Here is a 14,669-nt window from a genome sequence, read left to right as displayed (position 1 = left end):
GATTGACAGGAGCTCAAGGTGTAAAAGGTGACATGGGTGTGACAGGTGCACAAGGTATACAAGGCGTAAAAGGTGACACAGGTGCAACCGGAGCGACAGGTGCACAAGGTGCGATGGGTGTGACAGGCGCTCAAGGCGTGAAAGGTGATATGGGTGTAACAGGTGCGCAAGGCGTAAAAGGCGACATGGGGGTAAAAGGTGATACGGGTGTAACAGGCGCACAAGGTGTGAAAGGTGACACAGGTGCGAGTGGGGATGATCCTTATATCGAAATTGAATCAAACCGACTCAATACAGCCCCTAAACCAACCGCAACAGGTCAAGATGCAATTGCCATTGGAGCAGGTACCAATGCAACGGGTGGTCAGTCAATTGGTTTGGGCGTGAACAACAACATCAGTGGTCAAAGTTTAGGAGCGGTAGGAAGTAATAATACTGTTAGTGGCGATCACACTTATGTCGTAGGGAATAATGTAAATACGGCTGCGAATAATAGTGTGGTGTTGGGTCATGATTCTGCTTCAAATCGAGATAATACTGTTTCGGTGGGAACAACAGGCGTCGAGCGACAAATTATTCATGTTGCCGCTGGTGTCCAAAATACCGATGCTATAAATGTGGCGCAAATGCGTCAAGCAGACCTTGATGTACTCAATAATGCAAATAGTTATACCGATCAAAGAAGTGCGTATACACTGAATCAAGCAAATGCTTATACAAATAGTCGTGTTGACATGTTAAATCGAGACATGCGAGATTTGGAAGATCGTACTTACGCAGCTGTGGCTTCAGGCATAGCAATCGCTTCTTTACCACAACCGACAGAGGCGGGTTATAATATGATCAGTATAGGTGCTGGGACTTGGGAAGGTAAACAAGGCTTTGCAGCAGGTTTCAGTGGTGTCACAGAAAACAATAAATACGTTTATAAAGCTGCTGCAACGACCAATAGTGAAGGTGACTTTGGTGCAGGCATTGCAGTAGGTTACCAATGGAAATAATTAAATACATACATCGCACTAAAAAGCCTCTTATTTTAAAGAGGCTTTTTTGTTTCTTTCATTTATATTTCTACATCATGATGAAGAAAAAGTGACAATCAATATTAATAACCATACAAAACTTCTTATTTTCTCAATTATTAGACGCAAAAATTGGTTTAAGATGAGACATTCAAAAAATTGCGATACTGCAAATAAAAAGGTGATGATATGAAAATGCTTCGTAAAACCCTATGTGCGATGACCCTAGGTGTGGCAACACTTGCACCAGTAATCAGTACTACTGTTTTTGCTGCACCTGTAGCAGCATCGGAGCAACAAGCCACCGCAAACTTAGTAAAACAGTTAAGTAATATCAAAAGTTTGTCGGCAAATTTCGAACAAACCACAAAAGCAACTGTTGCAACCAAAGCGCCTCAGAAAAAAGGCTTAACAGGACAGCATATGAATCAAACCTTTAAAGGGGTGATGAAAGTTGCACGTCCAGGTAAGTTCTTTTGGGAAACCACAAGCCCTTCTAAGCAGACCATTGTGACCACAGGTAAAACAGTGTGGATTTATGATCCAGATTTACAGCAAGCTGTACGCCAAAGTTTAGATGATCAAGTCGCCAATACACCTGCATTATTACTTTCGGGTAATACCAGTCAAATTATGAATGCCTACCGTGTGACTCAACCAGATAAAGGTAAAACGTATTACACTTTGTATCCGAAGGACCGTGATGGTGCTTTTCAAAGCTTAACGATTAGTTTTGGTGTAAATAAAGCACCCAGTTTAATGATTTTGGAAGATTCATTGGGGCAAACTACACAGGTACGCTTTAATAATGTGAAAGTTAATCCTACTATTCCTGCTTCAACCTTTAATTTTACGCCGCCTAAAGGTACAGATATTATCGATCAATAATATTGATGCTGATATAAAAAAACCACTTTCGAGTGGTTTTTTTATTTTAAAATGAAAATAAAGCTCAAAATAATAGACTTCCGTCATAAATCAAAAAACGTACAATTTATTTGATCTTAAATTAATCAGCAAAATTATTTAATTCAAGAGATAATCCTTGGATGAAATTCAAAGATATTCAAAAATTATCAAACGTTAAGTTTCGTAGGCTTACCGGTGTTAGTTGGGCTACATTTAACCTCATGTTGGCCGAGCTAAATAAGCATTTACCTCGTCATATTGGTAAAGGACGACCGCATAAATTACCGTTGGAAGATCGTTTGCTCTTATGTATAGAATATTGGAGAGAATATCGAACATTTTTCCATCTTGGTATGAGTTACGGTGTATCTGAAACGAGTGCAATTCGTATCACACGTGTTATTGAAGATACCTTAATCCGTTCTGGAAAATTCAACTTGCCAAAACAACTTCCTAATCGAGATGAAGTGGATTGGGAAGTTGTTGTGATTGATGCCACTGAAATATTAGTTCAACGTCCAAAAAAAACAGAAGAAATGGTATAGCGGTAAAAAAAAGCGACATACCTTTAAATTTCAGCTATCTATGCACTATATAACAGGTGAAATACTGAGTGTATGTGGAAGTCATGGAAGCATGCATGATTTTAAAATAACCTGAGTTCGATGAAATCCACTTAACCTTTTAGCATATTTTGGAAAGTTGGCTTATTGGGGTTCAAACAATAAGCCACTACAGCAGCCATGATATTCACCATGAAGTTATTTACCGAACGATGACGTGAATGTTCAAGTTGATGTAAATTTTTTAATTGATCATTCACTGTTTCGATCAATCCTCTTCTGCAAAGTAATTGTTTTTCTTCTTCAGTTTGGATGGGTTTATTTTTCATATTCCGACGTGATGGGGTCAATATTTTCAGTCCTCTTGCTGCTAAAGCTTCGGCTTTTGCTTTGCTCAAATAGCCTTTGTCTCCGAGTAGGATCCCTTTTAATTCTTGAGTTAAAGATTCTAATATAGCAACATCATGAACATTTCCCGATGTCAGCTTGAGATTAATAATTTCACCTAAATTATTGATAACGAGATGTAATTTAAAACCATAAAACCAACCCGTACTACTTTTTCCACGACCGGCCAAGCCTTTAAATACACGATGCCTTTTAATCCGAAGATTATGGCAAACTACCAATTTAGTGGAGTCAATGATACTGATTCCCGTATCTTTTCCTTTCACCTGATGGAAGAAACTACTCAGAGCTTGCAAACAACGGGGCATGATTTCAATAAATCGGTTGTAGCTAAGCAGTTTAGGAAAAGCAGATTTCCAGAATGGAACGATCATTTGGCAATAAAAATATTTGAAGAATCTAAAACCGGATTGATGAAATAAAATGACAATGGTCATTGCTTCGGACAAGCTTAAAGCTGACTTTTTCAACTTGGTTTTTTGATTAGAAATTAAAGCTTTCTCTAAAGATTCATTAAATTTTTTGCAGAAATCATCCAAAATACAAAATAATTCGGTAATATGATCCATTGAGAAGCCTTGTTTTATAACATTTTGTCTTGAGAACCAATATGTTACAAAAACAGGGCTTTTTTTCTACTCTTTTTTTATATCGAACTCAGGTTAAATATATGATTCCCCTTAAACTTCTGGAAGCCGCATTACTAGCCACTAACGACGGTGTCGTCATCACAGAGTCCGGGGGAGGGGAGGAAGATAGGCCAATCATTTACGTCAATCCCGCTTTTCAGACACTAACTGGTTACACGCTCGACGAGATATTAGGTAAAGACTGTCGTTTTTTAAATAGAAGCAACCATGAACAAGAGTCATTAAATACTATTCGTCAGGCACTACGAGCAAATCAAGCGTGTCGTGTTGTTTTACACAATCACAAAAAAAATGGAGAGCCCTTTTGGAACGAGCTAAGCCTCTCACCTGTTTTTGATGAAAACCATGCTGTTACTCACTTTATCGGAATTCAAAAAGATGTAACTGAACGTGTCCGTCACGAGCAACATATCGAGCGTCAGAATCAACTTCTCATAGAGAAAAATAAACAACTTGAAGAACTTGTTGTTCGTGACCCACTGACACAGCTACACAACAGACGGTATTTTGAAGAGCATCTGAATCGCTCATGGTCAGTGCATGAAAGATTAAAAGCAAAAATTGCCGTCGCGTTTATTGACATTGACTGTTTCAAACTTTATAACGATCTTTATGGCCATCTTGAAGGTGATACAGCATTGAGATTAGTTGCACAAAAAATTAGCAGCTTTTTCTCCCGTGGTTCCGACATTGTTGCGCGTTATGGCGGAGAAGAATTTGTAATTGTATCATCTATACATCCCGACGCGCCGCCATTTATTGAACGGGCTGAAAAAATGCGCCAAGCTATTTATGATTTGGCAATTAAACATGAGAAATCAAAAGTTTCAGAGTTTGTAACAATTAGTCTTGGTGTTTGCACAGGCGTTCCTCCAGCACGCTCGACTCCATCTTTGTTTACTAGAAAAGCCGATGCCGCTATGTATCAGGCCAAACATCTTGGTGGCAACAATACAGTTCATACTGAGTTTTAGATGTCATCTAACAAGGCGTTGCACCGGAACTGGCTTCGCCAGTCCGGTGAACTTGAGCGTTAGGTTGCCATGAAGTTTCTTGTCGTCATCGTTATAGCAATCCTCGCTGGGTGCGCACGTTATGACTCGCCATCGCCCGGCTCGCCTCCTTCCAGAAGCGAGACCGCTCTCCAATCGGCTACAAACGTCCTGGCCGAGCCATTGCCAGGGAGAAAAGTGAAGATCTCAGTCACTGCAAGGGACGAGAGTCTGTACATCGTCAACTGCAATGAACATGTCGTTGTTTCGTTGCGTGCGGTCGGCGCGCCGCACATTTCTTGGGGCGGCGTGTCGAATGGTTGCTTATCCCAAAGCATCATCATTCCAGCCAAAGCGACACTTAGCTTTGTCGTGGAACTTAGTGATGGCTCTCCGGAATTAGACACGACCGTGCGGTACACAGCACTGGTCGGAGGAGTCCATCAAAGCGCTGACATCCGCTCACCACAAGTTCCCGTAGAGCGCATGACCAGCAATTCTTTCAAGATCATTCCATGAGTGGCAACCTAACTCAGGCGTTAGGCAGCATGACGAACATCCTCGATACTCTTTACAAAATCTGCCTGCACCCCAGACCAGATGACGAGCTCATTAACCGATTTTCGAAAGTGATCGATGTCTATTCAATTGCAGAAAAATCAGAACTTGTTGACTCTCTTGCCAGGTTTATCGCGGAAAAATTCTTATCTGGTGAAGGGTCGTTCGAAGAAACAGACGTGGCTATAAACAATCTTGCTGGCTATGCAATCTGCAACAACCGAATCCCCGAGTTTATGTGGGGGGTGTACATGGCGTTTGATGATGCTGAACTTCGATCAGACGGTCAACAGCGCTTACCTTCCAATCTCCGCCATGCGCTAGGGCCTGCTGCCTAACTCAGGTGTTATGCAACCAAAGGAAACAAAAAATGGCATTTACCAGAATAGCCCCTCTTATAAGAATATTTGATGAAAACAAAGCCAAAGAATTTTATGTTGAATTTTTGGGGTTCAATATCGACTTTGAACATCGGGACTCCGATGACGCGCCTCTTTACATGCAGGTATCAAAAGGACAATGTATTTTGCTGCTAACAGAACACCATGGGGAATGTAGTCCGGGCTGTGCCATCAACATTGAAACAGATGAGCTAGAATCTTACTGCAAGGAACTAAATCAAAAGAATTATAAGTTTGCCAAGCCAGGCATCCAAGATATGCCTTGGGGCAGCAAGAATATGTCCATCGCCGATCCATTCGGTAACAATATTACTTTCACGAATGCCATCAGTACCTAACATTCGTCCCCAAAAAAAGCACCCCTTCCACTCCATTAGTACGCCACCTGAGTTAGTCGAACTCAGGTTAAAATATTTAAAAAAAGCATGAGGAAATTAAAATTTAAGCCCTTTTTTATCGTTGATAAGGGTTATTTAGGGATAAAGAAATTGGGTTTTGGATGCCTCATGCCATCTAAAGCAAAGAAAACTGAAAAACTAGATTCTGAATTAAAAAAGTTAAATAAAGAGATTGGTCGTAGACGAATTCAAGTAGAGCATGTATTTGGAAGGATGAAATGTTTTAAGATTTTATCTTGTGTATATAGAAATCGTCGTAAAAGATTAAACCTGCGGTTTAATTTACTTGCTGGCATATACAATTTAGATTGGGTGAAAGATAAACAATTAAATTGATTGAAAAATGATTTATGAAGGAAGTCTATTTAATTGCATTATATAAAAATACGCCAATCTCAACTTTAAATAAGCTTTTCAAATTGAATCGGCGAATAACCACATTTTTTATTCATAACGACGCAGACCGTATGTGACAAAATCTTTCTGATAAAACGATGCGATAAGTGCCATAAATCTCTTGCCCTTACTTTTTGAATATTAAAGCGATCAGTTAATTGACCAATGACCGTTTCAATTTTCCTTCGTGCTCTCATAAGCAACCTCATTGATTCTTGAGATCTAGAGTCCGGCATATTCTTTCTTAAAGGAGTTTGTAGATCAACATACTGAAATTTATAGTATTCTTTCAAGCTGGGTCTTAAGTAACCTTTATCTGCACCTAGTAACCCATGAATATTTTCTGTGATTTCTGGTGCAACATCACGCTCATCTACATTTGCTGGAGCGAAAGTATAGCCAGTAATCATACCCTCCAAATTAATTACAAGATGCCCTTTAAAACCATAGTATTTCTCTTGTTGTGCAGCACAATAACTAAAACCTGCATGTTCTTTGAAATTCTTGTGTCTTTTTGCTCGACTATAACGACAAACAGGTATAGGAAATCCATCAATAAAATGAATATGATCCTGACCATAATGTGCAGTTAATTGGGCTGTGATTTTTTGATGAACTTGCCATAAGTTTGCACAATGCTTACAAAAGTTAGGATATGAACCTAAATGAGGGAACCAACTTAAGTAATTGTTTTTAAAAAACATCCATATGCTTTTATCCGTATCCATTTTGAGACACTCACCAACAATTTGCATTGTGATAATTTCAATATCGGTTAAAGCAGGTGGAAAACCACGTTTTCTTAATGGTTCAGAGACTATAGTTGGGTAAATTTCCTCTATGATTAAATAGACAATGATGATAAATTCTTCAGTGGACATAACTGTAATTTTATTTTCATAGACGGATTTAAAATGAGGTTATGTCCTTTTTATTTCAATGACTTAAAAAGTTGAGATTGGCGTAAAAATAGACCTTTCTTTTTACAATTTACTCTAAGAAAATCGTTTGGTTTAGCTCACTTTAATAAATATAATGTGATGAAAGTTACGCAATTTATTGTGTGATGATCTTTACTAAAATAGCGTGAAAAGTATATGAATTATAATAAGTCAATTTGGGCAATTTGTATTTTAGCTAGTACTTCTCCCATGACTCTTGTAAAAGCAGCAGATAATATTGATCAACTCAGGGAACAGAGTGTCGTTCTGATTAGATCAGGAGAGGTTGAACAAGGTCTAAAACAATTACGAAATTTATTGGCACAGCAGCCAAAAAATCAAAAACTCATAGCAGATTATATTGTGAGTGCATATGCTCATCAAAAATTAACAGCCTCTGATTTGAGTTGTTTACAGAGCATCAATGTTCAAAACTTTCCTGAATACGCATGGTTGAGCGTTGTGAAGGGACAACGCGATTTAAAACAATTTGTAGCTGCGGCTAAATGGGCTGATATATATTATCAACAGAGTCAACAACAGCAATGGTTGGTGTGGCAGGGCGTGTTAAATGCAGAAGCAGGCCAAACCACTGTCGCCAAACAAAAATTAGCACAAATTCAAAAAGACCAACTAAGTCCAGACTATTTAGCGCAGATGTCATATGCTTATCGCGTCTTGAATATGCCTGTAGAAGCGCTTCAGATAGCTCAAGATGCATTGAGTAAGCAAGCATCAAATATAGACATACAAGAACAATATGTTTTAGCGTTGATGGCAAATAGTGATTATGTACAAGCTGAACAATATATAAACAGTCATAACTTAAGTGCATCTCGTCCTAATCTAATTCATAGTGTGAAACTGAATGAGTTCTCTCAACGTATACAAAATGCGATTCAGTCACAACGTATGTTGACTTATCGTGATCAGGGGATGTTGGCGTATAGCAAACTTGATCAAGTGATTGCTGACATGCAGCGTTATGAGACTAATCTTCCAGAAGATCAAGCGATTCGTCGTAAGTTTTATTATGACTATAGTTATGCGCTAAATGCACGCCAAGCCTCAAAACAAACTTTGGCTGCATTAGAAAAAGTGAATCAGCCTATTTTAGAAATGCCAGCCTATGTCCGTCATGCAGCAGCAGACAGTTATTTGAAATTACGCCAGCCTAAGAAAGCTGAAGTGTATTATCGAAGCTTATTATTGGAAAAAAATTATCCCAATTACGATGTTTATGCAGGCTTGTATTATTCACTTGTTGAACAGGAAAAATTTAAGCAAGCGGATCAGTTGATTGTACAGATGGATCACCTATTACCGACCTTTATTTATAGTGCTGCTAAAGGGGTAAATCGAACAACGCACGATGATCGTTTGGAATATTTGGGTTTAAAAGGGCTGAACTATGCTTATCGCAATGAACATGCCAAAGCGGAAAAATACTTCGAACAACTGCTTGCACAAGCCCCCAATAATGTCAGTTATCAAAATAATTTAGCCCTGATCCAGCGCTGGCGTGAAAAACCAGAACTGTCAGAAACAAACCTATCTCAACTTAATGGGGTAGAGCCAATAGATCAGGCAACGCGTATTAATCATATGCAAAACAGCCAAGCGCTAGGCAATATCCAAGCTTGGAAAGCGCAAAATGCCGATTTAATGCAACGGGCACCCTTGGATACTGGGGTACAGCTTAGTCAGAAGGAGCTGAATGACCGTAATCGAGCGACTATTCAACATCAAACTACCATTTCAAAAAGTAAGTCAGATAGCCGTAATGTATTGGATCAGTTAAAAGGTTCACGTGAACGTGATCATCAAACTCGCCTTAATAGTCCATGGTTTTCTGATAATTATCGAGCGTATGCTACACATAACTATCGTTGGTCTGATTTTGATGATGGTGAAGTAGATGACAGCCGTATTGGGTTAGGACTTGAGTGGGCATCAAAGCGTAAGCATGCCAGCATTGCAATATCTCAGGCTACAGATGGTGACCGTTTGGGTGCTGAATTAGAATGGTCACATTGGCTCAATGATCACTGGAATTATCATGTAGGTTATAACAGTCAAGCGAATATTCCTTTACAAGCTGTTAAAGATGGTTTTGAAGGCAAATCCTATGCTGTGGGTGTGGATTGGCAACAAAATGAGTCGCGAAAAGCAGGAGCAACTTATCAACTGACCGATATCGATGATGGTAATACGCGTCAAGAAGTTGCCGCATATTTTATGCAACAGGTTTTTCAAGCGCCGCATCATATTACGCAAGCCACCTTACGTGGTTACTACGGTCAAAATGATGATATCGAAGCGGATTATTTTAATCCGGAGTCTAATTATAGTTTAGAAGTAGCTTTAGCTCATGATTGGATGACATGGCGTAATTATGATCGTCATTTTAGTCAGCACTTTGAAGCCAGTGTGGGGACATATAAACAGACGGATTTTTCAGCAAAAGCGATTTATAACTTCTATTACCAACACGATTGGCAACTGTCGAGAACATGGAAGTTGAATTACGGCATTGGTTGGGGTGTACATCCATATGATGGCGACTCAGAGGAAAGAACGTACGGTGTCATTGGTTTTGAGGGGCGCTTCTAATGAAAAAATTCACCAAGATCTTAATGGCATTGAGCTTAGTAGGCACAGTTTATGTACCGATGCTTTCACATGCTGAATTGCAAAAACCAAGACAGATTAAATTACAAGACAACCAATTTGTGACTTTAACTTTCCATGATGTACGTGATGATGTGGCAAAACGAGGAGATCGCGATGTTTATGCAATTAGTACGAAGAATCTAGGTCAGTATCTGGAGTGGATTCAACGAGAAGGTTGGCATCCAATTCGCCTAGAAGATATTTGGTTAGCCAGACAGGGGAAGAAAACATTACCCAACAAAGCCCTGCTTTTAACATTTGATGATGGTGCTTTAAGTAGTTATAACCGCGTTTTTCCACTGTTAAAGCAATATAAAACTCCAGCAGTTTTTGCTATTCCGACCAGTTGGATCAATGGCAATACCAAAGATGCTTATGAAGCATATGGTAAGGGTAACTTAATGACATGGCCGCAGATGCGTGAAATGGTTGCGTCAGGTTATGCTGAATTTGTTTCTCACTCTGACAATATGCACCGTGGTATTTTGGCCAACCCACAACAAAATATGCAACCTGCTGCCATTACCCGTGAATATATTGAAAAGCAAAAGCGCTATGAAACAGAGTCTGAGTATCAAAGTCGGGTAGTTGTTGATTTAAAAAAGTCGAAGCAAACCTTAGACCGCGAATTAGGGATTAATAGCAGAGCAATTTTTTGGCCCTATGGTGCGGTGACGACCGAAACTGAGGAGCTGGCAGCCCAAGCAGGTTTGCCTATGTCCTTTAGTCTAGGCAGTGTGGCACCACTGGCGGACTCAGTAAAAACATACCAACGCGCCTTGATTATGGATAATCCAACACCTGAAATGATTAATCAGGAAATGTTGGAGTTTTTAAACTATGTACGTGCTCCCTATAAGCAAAGAAAGAGTTTCTTACGTTTTGATTTGGCCGAAATGCAATCAGCTAATAATGAACAGTTTAATCAGAAGCTTGGACAGTTACTGGATAAAGTCGATGGTCTAAAAACCAGTACGCTTATTCTTAAGGCCGTATCGGATAGTAATGGGGACGGAAAAATAGACGTTGCCTATTTTCCAAACCGACAGTTGACGATGCAGCAAGATATGCTTAACCGTGTAGTGTGGCAGTCACGGACACGTATTGGCAATCGTGTTTATGCAGAACTTCCATTGAGTTTAGAAACTGAGCAAAAGTTAGATTTGTCTGTATTAACAGCTGACTTAGTCAAAAATAATACCTCAATTGAAGGTTTGATGCTCGATACTGGATCAATGCTAGACTGTGCGGTACGTCAGCAGAAATGGGATACAACCTGTGAAGCAAAAGTGCAACAAGTTTTCCAAATCAAGGAGCGGACTAAAGATCAAGCAAAATACTATGCCAACATTAGTAATAACTACCAAACAGCACTGAAGTTTAAATTAGATCAAACCCAACTTGCAGGCTTAAAGCCATTGCTTGACTATACCTTAGACTATGCTGATTTCATTTATGTAGAATTAGATCCAATACAGCAACCTGAGGTATTTAACGCTTTTCTAGAGCAATTGAAATCTTTTGATGACAAAGAGCAACAGTACCTAATTGCCAGCTTTAATGTGCCTGAGCCATTAACCAAACAACAAGTCAAACAATTGAAGAAAAACTATCAACAACTGAGAAGCTTAGCGATTCAGAAAGTAGGTGTGAATAATTATAGCTTTAACCAAGCACAGTCCATTCACCAGAATTTTTATCCTGAGCTAAGCTTAAATAGTAGTCCATTGAGTTACCGAGATCCATTTACTCAAAAAGTTTTGGAGAAAAAATAATGCAATGGTTTTCTGGTTTAAGTTTTAGTGATTACTATTTTGGATTTGCATTTTTATATCCCTTGTTTATGGCTTGGCTATGGATTGCAGGTGGCATATGGTTTTTTCTAAAACGTGAATATAAGCAAAATAAGATTCCTCAGCCGAGTGAGCATGCATGTAGCATTTTAATTCCTTGTTTTAATGAGCAAGATCAAGTTCGTGAGACCATCAAATATGCCATGCAAACGCAATATCCTGACTTTGAAGTGATTGCAATTAATGACGGCAGTAAGGATAAAACGGCCGAAATTTTAGATGAATTACAATTGAAATATCCGCGTTTGCGTGTGGTACATCTGGCCGAAAACCAAGGTAAAGCCTATGCCTTAAAAGCTGGGGCTATGGTCAGTAAGCATGAGTATTTGGTCTGTATTGATGGTGATGCATTGTTGCATCCGCATGCTGTGCTGTGGATGATGCACCATTTAACCAGTTTTCCACGTGTAGGTGCAGTGACGGGCAACCCGAGAATCATCAATCGTTCGAGTATTCTTGGCAAAATTCAGGTCGGTGAGTTCTCATCTATCATTGGCTTAATTAAGCGTTCACAGCGCACCTATGGGCGTATTTTTACTGTTTCAGGGGTGTTGGTCGCTTTTCGTAAAAAGGCATTGGATCGTATTGGCTACTGGCGTGACGATATGATTACCGAAGACATTGACGTGTCATGGCGTTTGCAATTCGACCATTGGGATCTGCACTATGTGCCAAATGCTTTGGGCTATATTTATATGCCTGAAACCTTTGGGGGGTTATGGAAACAACGTTTACGTTGGGCACAGGGTGGGATTGAGGTCTTATTGGCCTATACCAAACAAATGTTTAAATGGCGGTTACGCCGTATGTGGCCCGTCGCAATTGAGTCTATGATCAGTGTGCTATGGGCTTATGTAATGTTTGGCATCATTGTTTTATATCTCTATGGTTTGTTTTTTCCTTTACCTGGAGAGTGGGCGATTCAGTCCTTTATCCCGCAGTGGTATGGGGTGATTTTAGGTATCACTTGTCTGATTCAGTTTTTTGTTAGTTTGATGATTGATAGTCGCTATGATCGTGGTCGAATGCTAAGAAACTATTTTTGGGTCATTTGGTATCCCTTGTTCTTTTGGCTTTTAACCATGATGACAACGGTCGTTGCTGTACCTAAAACCTTATTGAAAACGCAAAAGCGTGCTCGTTGGGTGAGTCCAGACCGTGGCTTTAGAGGAGAGGTGACTGATGCAAAAGATTGAAGTATTTAAAATCATCACTGATGAAGCACAACTCGATATTCCAGCTTATATTGATAAACCTGAATACGTTCGGAACAAAACGGCGGGTTATAGTCTATTGGCACTTGGGTGGGTGATGTGGATGTGGTTGTTTCTACCTCTGCTCACCCTCCTGTTTTGGTGGTTTGAAGGTAACTTAGTCTATGAGCAGCTGATTGTGGCTGAAATGCCTAAAAAACCTTTATACCTATTTCATTTGATGGGGCTCATCACAATCTTCATTTTATGTCTTTTTCTATGGGCAAGTTATAACTGGTATCGTTTCCGTAATAACGAAAAACGGTTATTTCCGACCCATGTAGAGTCCTCTAATCTTGCTCAAAGTTTTAGCGTGAGTATTTCAGACATTGAGCATTTGCAGCAAGCTGAGAACATTACCTTGCACTATAGTGAAGAGGGTGACCTTAGGGCGTATGATCTGAATGATCCATTGAAAACGCCGACTTCAAGGTCGATGCATGTGGATGTTGCTGCACAAAATCATCTGGATAATAGCCAAAATGCTTGACGCCGTGTTGCTTTAATAACTGCATGGTTTCTGCCAGTTCTTGGCTGGAAATTTTACGATTGTTTTTCCAGTTGACGGCTTGAAGTTCAAAAATAGTACGATCCAAATTTGGGTCGTATTTTTTTGCCTGAGCAATCAGGTCTAAATAAAACTGACGATGGTTGGAACTTTCTTCCATATAGGGCATTGCCATGATGGCATTGTAGTCATAGTGATGGAGGGTACTGGTTTGCGACTGACTAAACCATTGTTCACTTTTCGGATTGAGTACCACAGGCGCATACATGTTGCGTGCTGTTAGCAAATTTGGCTTTTGTTTTTTTAAAATCTGACTGATTCCTGCTGCAAACTGATCGAGATAAGCAGTTTTGTACTGGGCAAATTTAAATTGTTGGGGATGATTTGGATTGCGTAGTACTGAGAGATCTTTGAAGCCCCATGCCGTATACATTTTTTGTGCAGCGGCAGAATTATCTTCATAGTCACTAAGGGTAATATCATCATGATAGAGAATGCCATCGACTGGATTTTTTTGAAGAAAATCACTAAAAATCTCTGCAACCAAACTTATATTTTTCGGATCAAAGGGACTGACACGAATATAGCCATGTGAAGATTTTTGGCTATTCTCTACATATTGTAAGTGCTCTTGTTTGGGAAACTCCCATGCAATCAGTGGAAGCCATGCATAGATGTGTTGAACTTGTGTTTGTTCTCGAATCGCACTGAGAACTTGGGGGAATAAATTATCACGAGTCGTGATATGGCGATTTTCAAAATAAACTTGGTCTGCCGAACCGTTAGCATCAGGGTCAGCAAAGGCTTGTAAAAAAATAGTATTCGGTTGGATCTGTTGTATACGCGCAATTAATGCTTGGATGTTTTGCTGTTGTTGGGTTTTATCTGGATCGTAGACATAGTCTAAATCAATATGCATGATACGCATCTGATCAATTTTAGTTGCGGTAGACGGTAGTGTAGTTTCAGCTTGATATTGAGTGACAAGCGCATCGATTGGATGATTTTTTATTTTAATGGGTGGTGCTGACTGAGACACTGCACTGCACGCAAATAAAGCGCAGCTTGAAATGGAAATGAAGAGTTTGCTTAGTTTTTTATTGTTCATAAAATAAGCCATAGTGCTTAAGCGAATAATAAAGTG

The 14,669-nt window shown here is 39.5% G+C and carries 15 protein-coding genes; 12 read left to right on the top strand and 3 right to left on the bottom strand.

Annotation, left to right across the window (positions count from 1 at the left end; genetic code table 11):
* Positions 1-2: 2 nt before the first annotated feature.
* The 3 genes from H0S58_RS09830 to H0S58_RS09820 all read left to right on the top strand — a co-directional run bounded on the left by H0S58_RS09830 (position 3) and on the right by H0S58_RS09820 (position 2,476).
* Positions 3-1,001, top strand: coding sequence for a YadA family autotransporter adhesin (locus tag H0S58_RS09830; RefSeq protein ID WP_195726410.1), 999 nt, complete (start codon positions 3-5; stop codon positions 999-1,001).
* A 210-nt stretch (positions 1,002-1,211) separates the two neighbouring features.
* On the top strand, positions 1,212-1,910 hold the full coding sequence (gene lolA, locus H0S58_RS09825) for an outer membrane lipoprotein chaperone LolA (protein WP_053579802.1): 699 nt from the start codon (positions 1,212-1,214) through the stop codon (positions 1,908-1,910).
* 161 nt (positions 1,911-2,071) lie between these two features.
* Positions 2,072-2,476 carry a transposase family protein gene (locus tag H0S58_RS09820; protein ID WP_000669095.1) on the top strand — a complete coding sequence of 135 codons (405 nt, stop codon included), beginning with the start codon at positions 2,072-2,074 and terminating at the stop codon, positions 2,474-2,476.
* 131 nt (positions 2,477-2,607) lie between these two features.
* Here H0S58_RS09820 and H0S58_RS09815 read toward each other — a convergent pair whose 3' ends face one another.
* The gene (locus H0S58_RS09815; RefSeq protein ID WP_002122622.1) at positions 2,608-3,471 is read right to left on the bottom strand and encodes an IS982 family transposase; all 864 of its coding nucleotides are present in this window, start codon (positions 3,469-3,471) and stop codon (positions 2,608-2,610) included.
* A gap of 41 nt (positions 3,472-3,512) precedes the next feature.
* On the opposite strand from H0S58_RS09815, the gene H0S58_RS09810 reads away from it, so the two are divergent.
* From H0S58_RS09810 to H0S58_RS09790, 5 genes are all read left to right on the top strand, one after another.
* On the top strand, positions 3,513-4,526 hold the full coding sequence (locus H0S58_RS09810; RefSeq protein WP_195726409.1) for a GGDEF domain-containing protein: 1,014 nt from the start codon (positions 3,513-3,515) through the stop codon (positions 4,524-4,526).
* Positions 4,527-4,742: 216 nt separating this feature from the next.
* A complete protein-coding gene (locus tag H0S58_RS09805) occupies positions 4,743-5,063 on the top strand; it encodes a hypothetical protein (RefSeq protein WP_227592233.1) in 321 nt (106 codons plus the stop codon).
* On the top strand, positions 5,060-5,440 hold the full coding sequence (locus H0S58_RS09800) for a hypothetical protein (RefSeq protein WP_195726407.1): 381 nt from the start codon (positions 5,060-5,062) through the stop codon (positions 5,438-5,440). Before H0S58_RS09805 ends, H0S58_RS09800 begins: the two co-directional genes overlap by 4 nt.
* Before the next feature lie 32 nt (positions 5,441-5,472).
* The gene (locus H0S58_RS09795) at positions 5,473-5,841 is read left to right on the top strand and encodes a glyoxalase superfamily protein (RefSeq protein WP_104426623.1); all 369 of its coding nucleotides are present in this window, start codon (positions 5,473-5,475) and stop codon (positions 5,839-5,841) included.
* Positions 5,842-5,928: 87 nt separating this feature from the next.
* The gene (locus H0S58_RS09790) at positions 5,929-6,237 is read left to right on the top strand and encodes a transposase family protein (protein ID WP_079744683.1); all 309 of its coding nucleotides are present in this window, start codon (positions 5,929-5,931) and stop codon (positions 6,235-6,237) included.
* A gap of 65 nt (positions 6,238-6,302) precedes the next feature.
* Here H0S58_RS09790 and H0S58_RS09785 read toward each other — a convergent pair whose 3' ends face one another.
* Positions 6,303-7,178, bottom strand: a complete 876-nt coding sequence (locus H0S58_RS09785) for an IS982-like element ISAba825 family transposase (protein ID WP_000102417.1) — start codon at positions 7,176-7,178, stop codon at positions 6,303-6,305.
* A gap of 216 nt (positions 7,179-7,394) precedes the next feature.
* Between H0S58_RS09785 and pgaA the strand changes: the two genes are divergently transcribed.
* Genes pgaA through pgaD form a run of 4 tightly spaced genes read left to right on the top strand, consistent with a single transcriptional unit; the run spans position 7,395 to position 13,507 of the window.
* The gene (pgaA, locus tag H0S58_RS09780; RefSeq protein WP_005104534.1) at positions 7,395-9,851 is read left to right on the top strand and encodes a poly-beta-1,6 N-acetyl-D-glucosamine export porin PgaA; all 2,457 of its coding nucleotides are present in this window, start codon (positions 7,395-7,397) and stop codon (positions 9,849-9,851) included.
* Entirely contained in the window at positions 9,851-11,686 is a 1,836-nt protein-coding gene (pgaB, locus tag H0S58_RS09775) for a poly-beta-1,6-N-acetyl-D-glucosamine N-deacetylase PgaB (RefSeq protein WP_195726406.1), read from the top strand. The genes pgaA and pgaB (H0S58_RS09775) overlap by 1 nt, the downstream gene beginning before the upstream one ends.
* Positions 11,686-12,960: a poly-beta-1,6-N-acetyl-D-glucosamine synthase gene (pgaC, locus tag H0S58_RS09770; protein ID WP_086043917.1), complete on the top strand. Its 1,275-nt coding sequence runs from the start codon at positions 11,686-11,688 to the stop codon at positions 12,958-12,960. Before pgaB (H0S58_RS09775) ends, pgaC begins: the two co-directional genes overlap by 1 nt.
* Complete coding sequence (gene pgaD / locus H0S58_RS09765; RefSeq protein ID WP_195726405.1) at positions 12,947-13,507, top strand: poly-beta-1,6-N-acetyl-D-glucosamine biosynthesis protein PgaD; 561 nt, start codon at positions 12,947-12,949, stop codon at positions 13,505-13,507. The genes pgaC and pgaD overlap by 14 nt, the downstream gene beginning before the upstream one ends.
* Here the strand turns inward: pgaD and pgaB (H0S58_RS09760) are convergent.
* On the bottom strand, positions 13,404-14,564 hold the full coding sequence (gene pgaB, locus H0S58_RS09760) for a poly-beta-1,6-N-acetyl-D-glucosamine N-deacetylase PgaB (protein WP_227592232.1): 1,161 nt from the start codon (positions 14,562-14,564) through the stop codon (positions 13,404-13,406). The two genes, pgaD and pgaB (H0S58_RS09760), sit on opposite strands and share 104 nt — an antisense overlap.
* Between the last annotated feature and the right edge of the window lie 105 nt (positions 14,565-14,669).

It is taken from the genome of Acinetobacter sp. TTH0-4, from assembly GCF_015602665.1.
Taxonomy (GTDB): Bacteria; Pseudomonadota; Gammaproteobacteria; order Pseudomonadales; family Moraxellaceae; genus Acinetobacter; species Acinetobacter albensis.
The sequence above is the reverse complement of the archived record's forward strand: the minus strand, read 5'-3'. Positions and strand labels throughout refer to the sequence as shown.

Coding starts and splice junctions, on each gene's coding strand:
- lolA (WP_053579802.1), top strand. CDS start 1,212: ATGAAAATGCTTCGTAAAACCCTATGTGCGATGACCCTAGGTGTGGCA.
- H0S58_RS09820 (WP_000669095.1), top strand. CDS start 2,072: ATGAAATTCAAAGATATTCAAAAATTATCAAACGTTAAGTTTCGTAGG.
- H0S58_RS09815 (WP_002122622.1), bottom strand. CDS start 3,471: ATGGATCATATTACCGAATTATTTTGTATTTTGGATGATTTCTGCAAA.
- H0S58_RS09810 (WP_195726409.1), top strand. CDS start 3,513: ATGTTACAAAAACAGGGCTTTTTTTCTACTCTTTTTTTATATCGAACT.
- H0S58_RS09800 (WP_195726407.1), top strand. CDS start 5,060: ATGAGTGGCAACCTAACTCAGGCGTTAGGCAGCATGACGAACATCCTC.
- H0S58_RS09795 (WP_104426623.1), top strand. CDS start 5,473: ATGGCATTTACCAGAATAGCCCCTCTTATAAGAATATTTGATGAAAAC.
- H0S58_RS09790 (WP_079744683.1), top strand. CDS start 5,929: ATGAGGAAATTAAAATTTAAGCCCTTTTTTATCGTTGATAAGGGTTAT.
- H0S58_RS09785 (WP_000102417.1), bottom strand. CDS start 7,178: ATGTCCACTGAAGAATTTATCATCATTGTCTATTTAATCATAGAGGAA.
- pgaA (WP_005104534.1), top strand. CDS start 7,395: ATGAATTATAATAAGTCAATTTGGGCAATTTGTATTTTAGCTAGTACT.
- pgaB (WP_195726406.1), top strand. CDS start 9,851: ATGAAAAAATTCACCAAGATCTTAATGGCATTGAGCTTAGTAGGCACA.
- pgaC (WP_086043917.1), top strand. CDS start 11,686: ATGCAATGGTTTTCTGGTTTAAGTTTTAGTGATTACTATTTTGGATTT.
- pgaD (WP_195726405.1), top strand. CDS start 12,947: ATGCAAAAGATTGAAGTATTTAAAATCATCACTGATGAAGCACAACTC.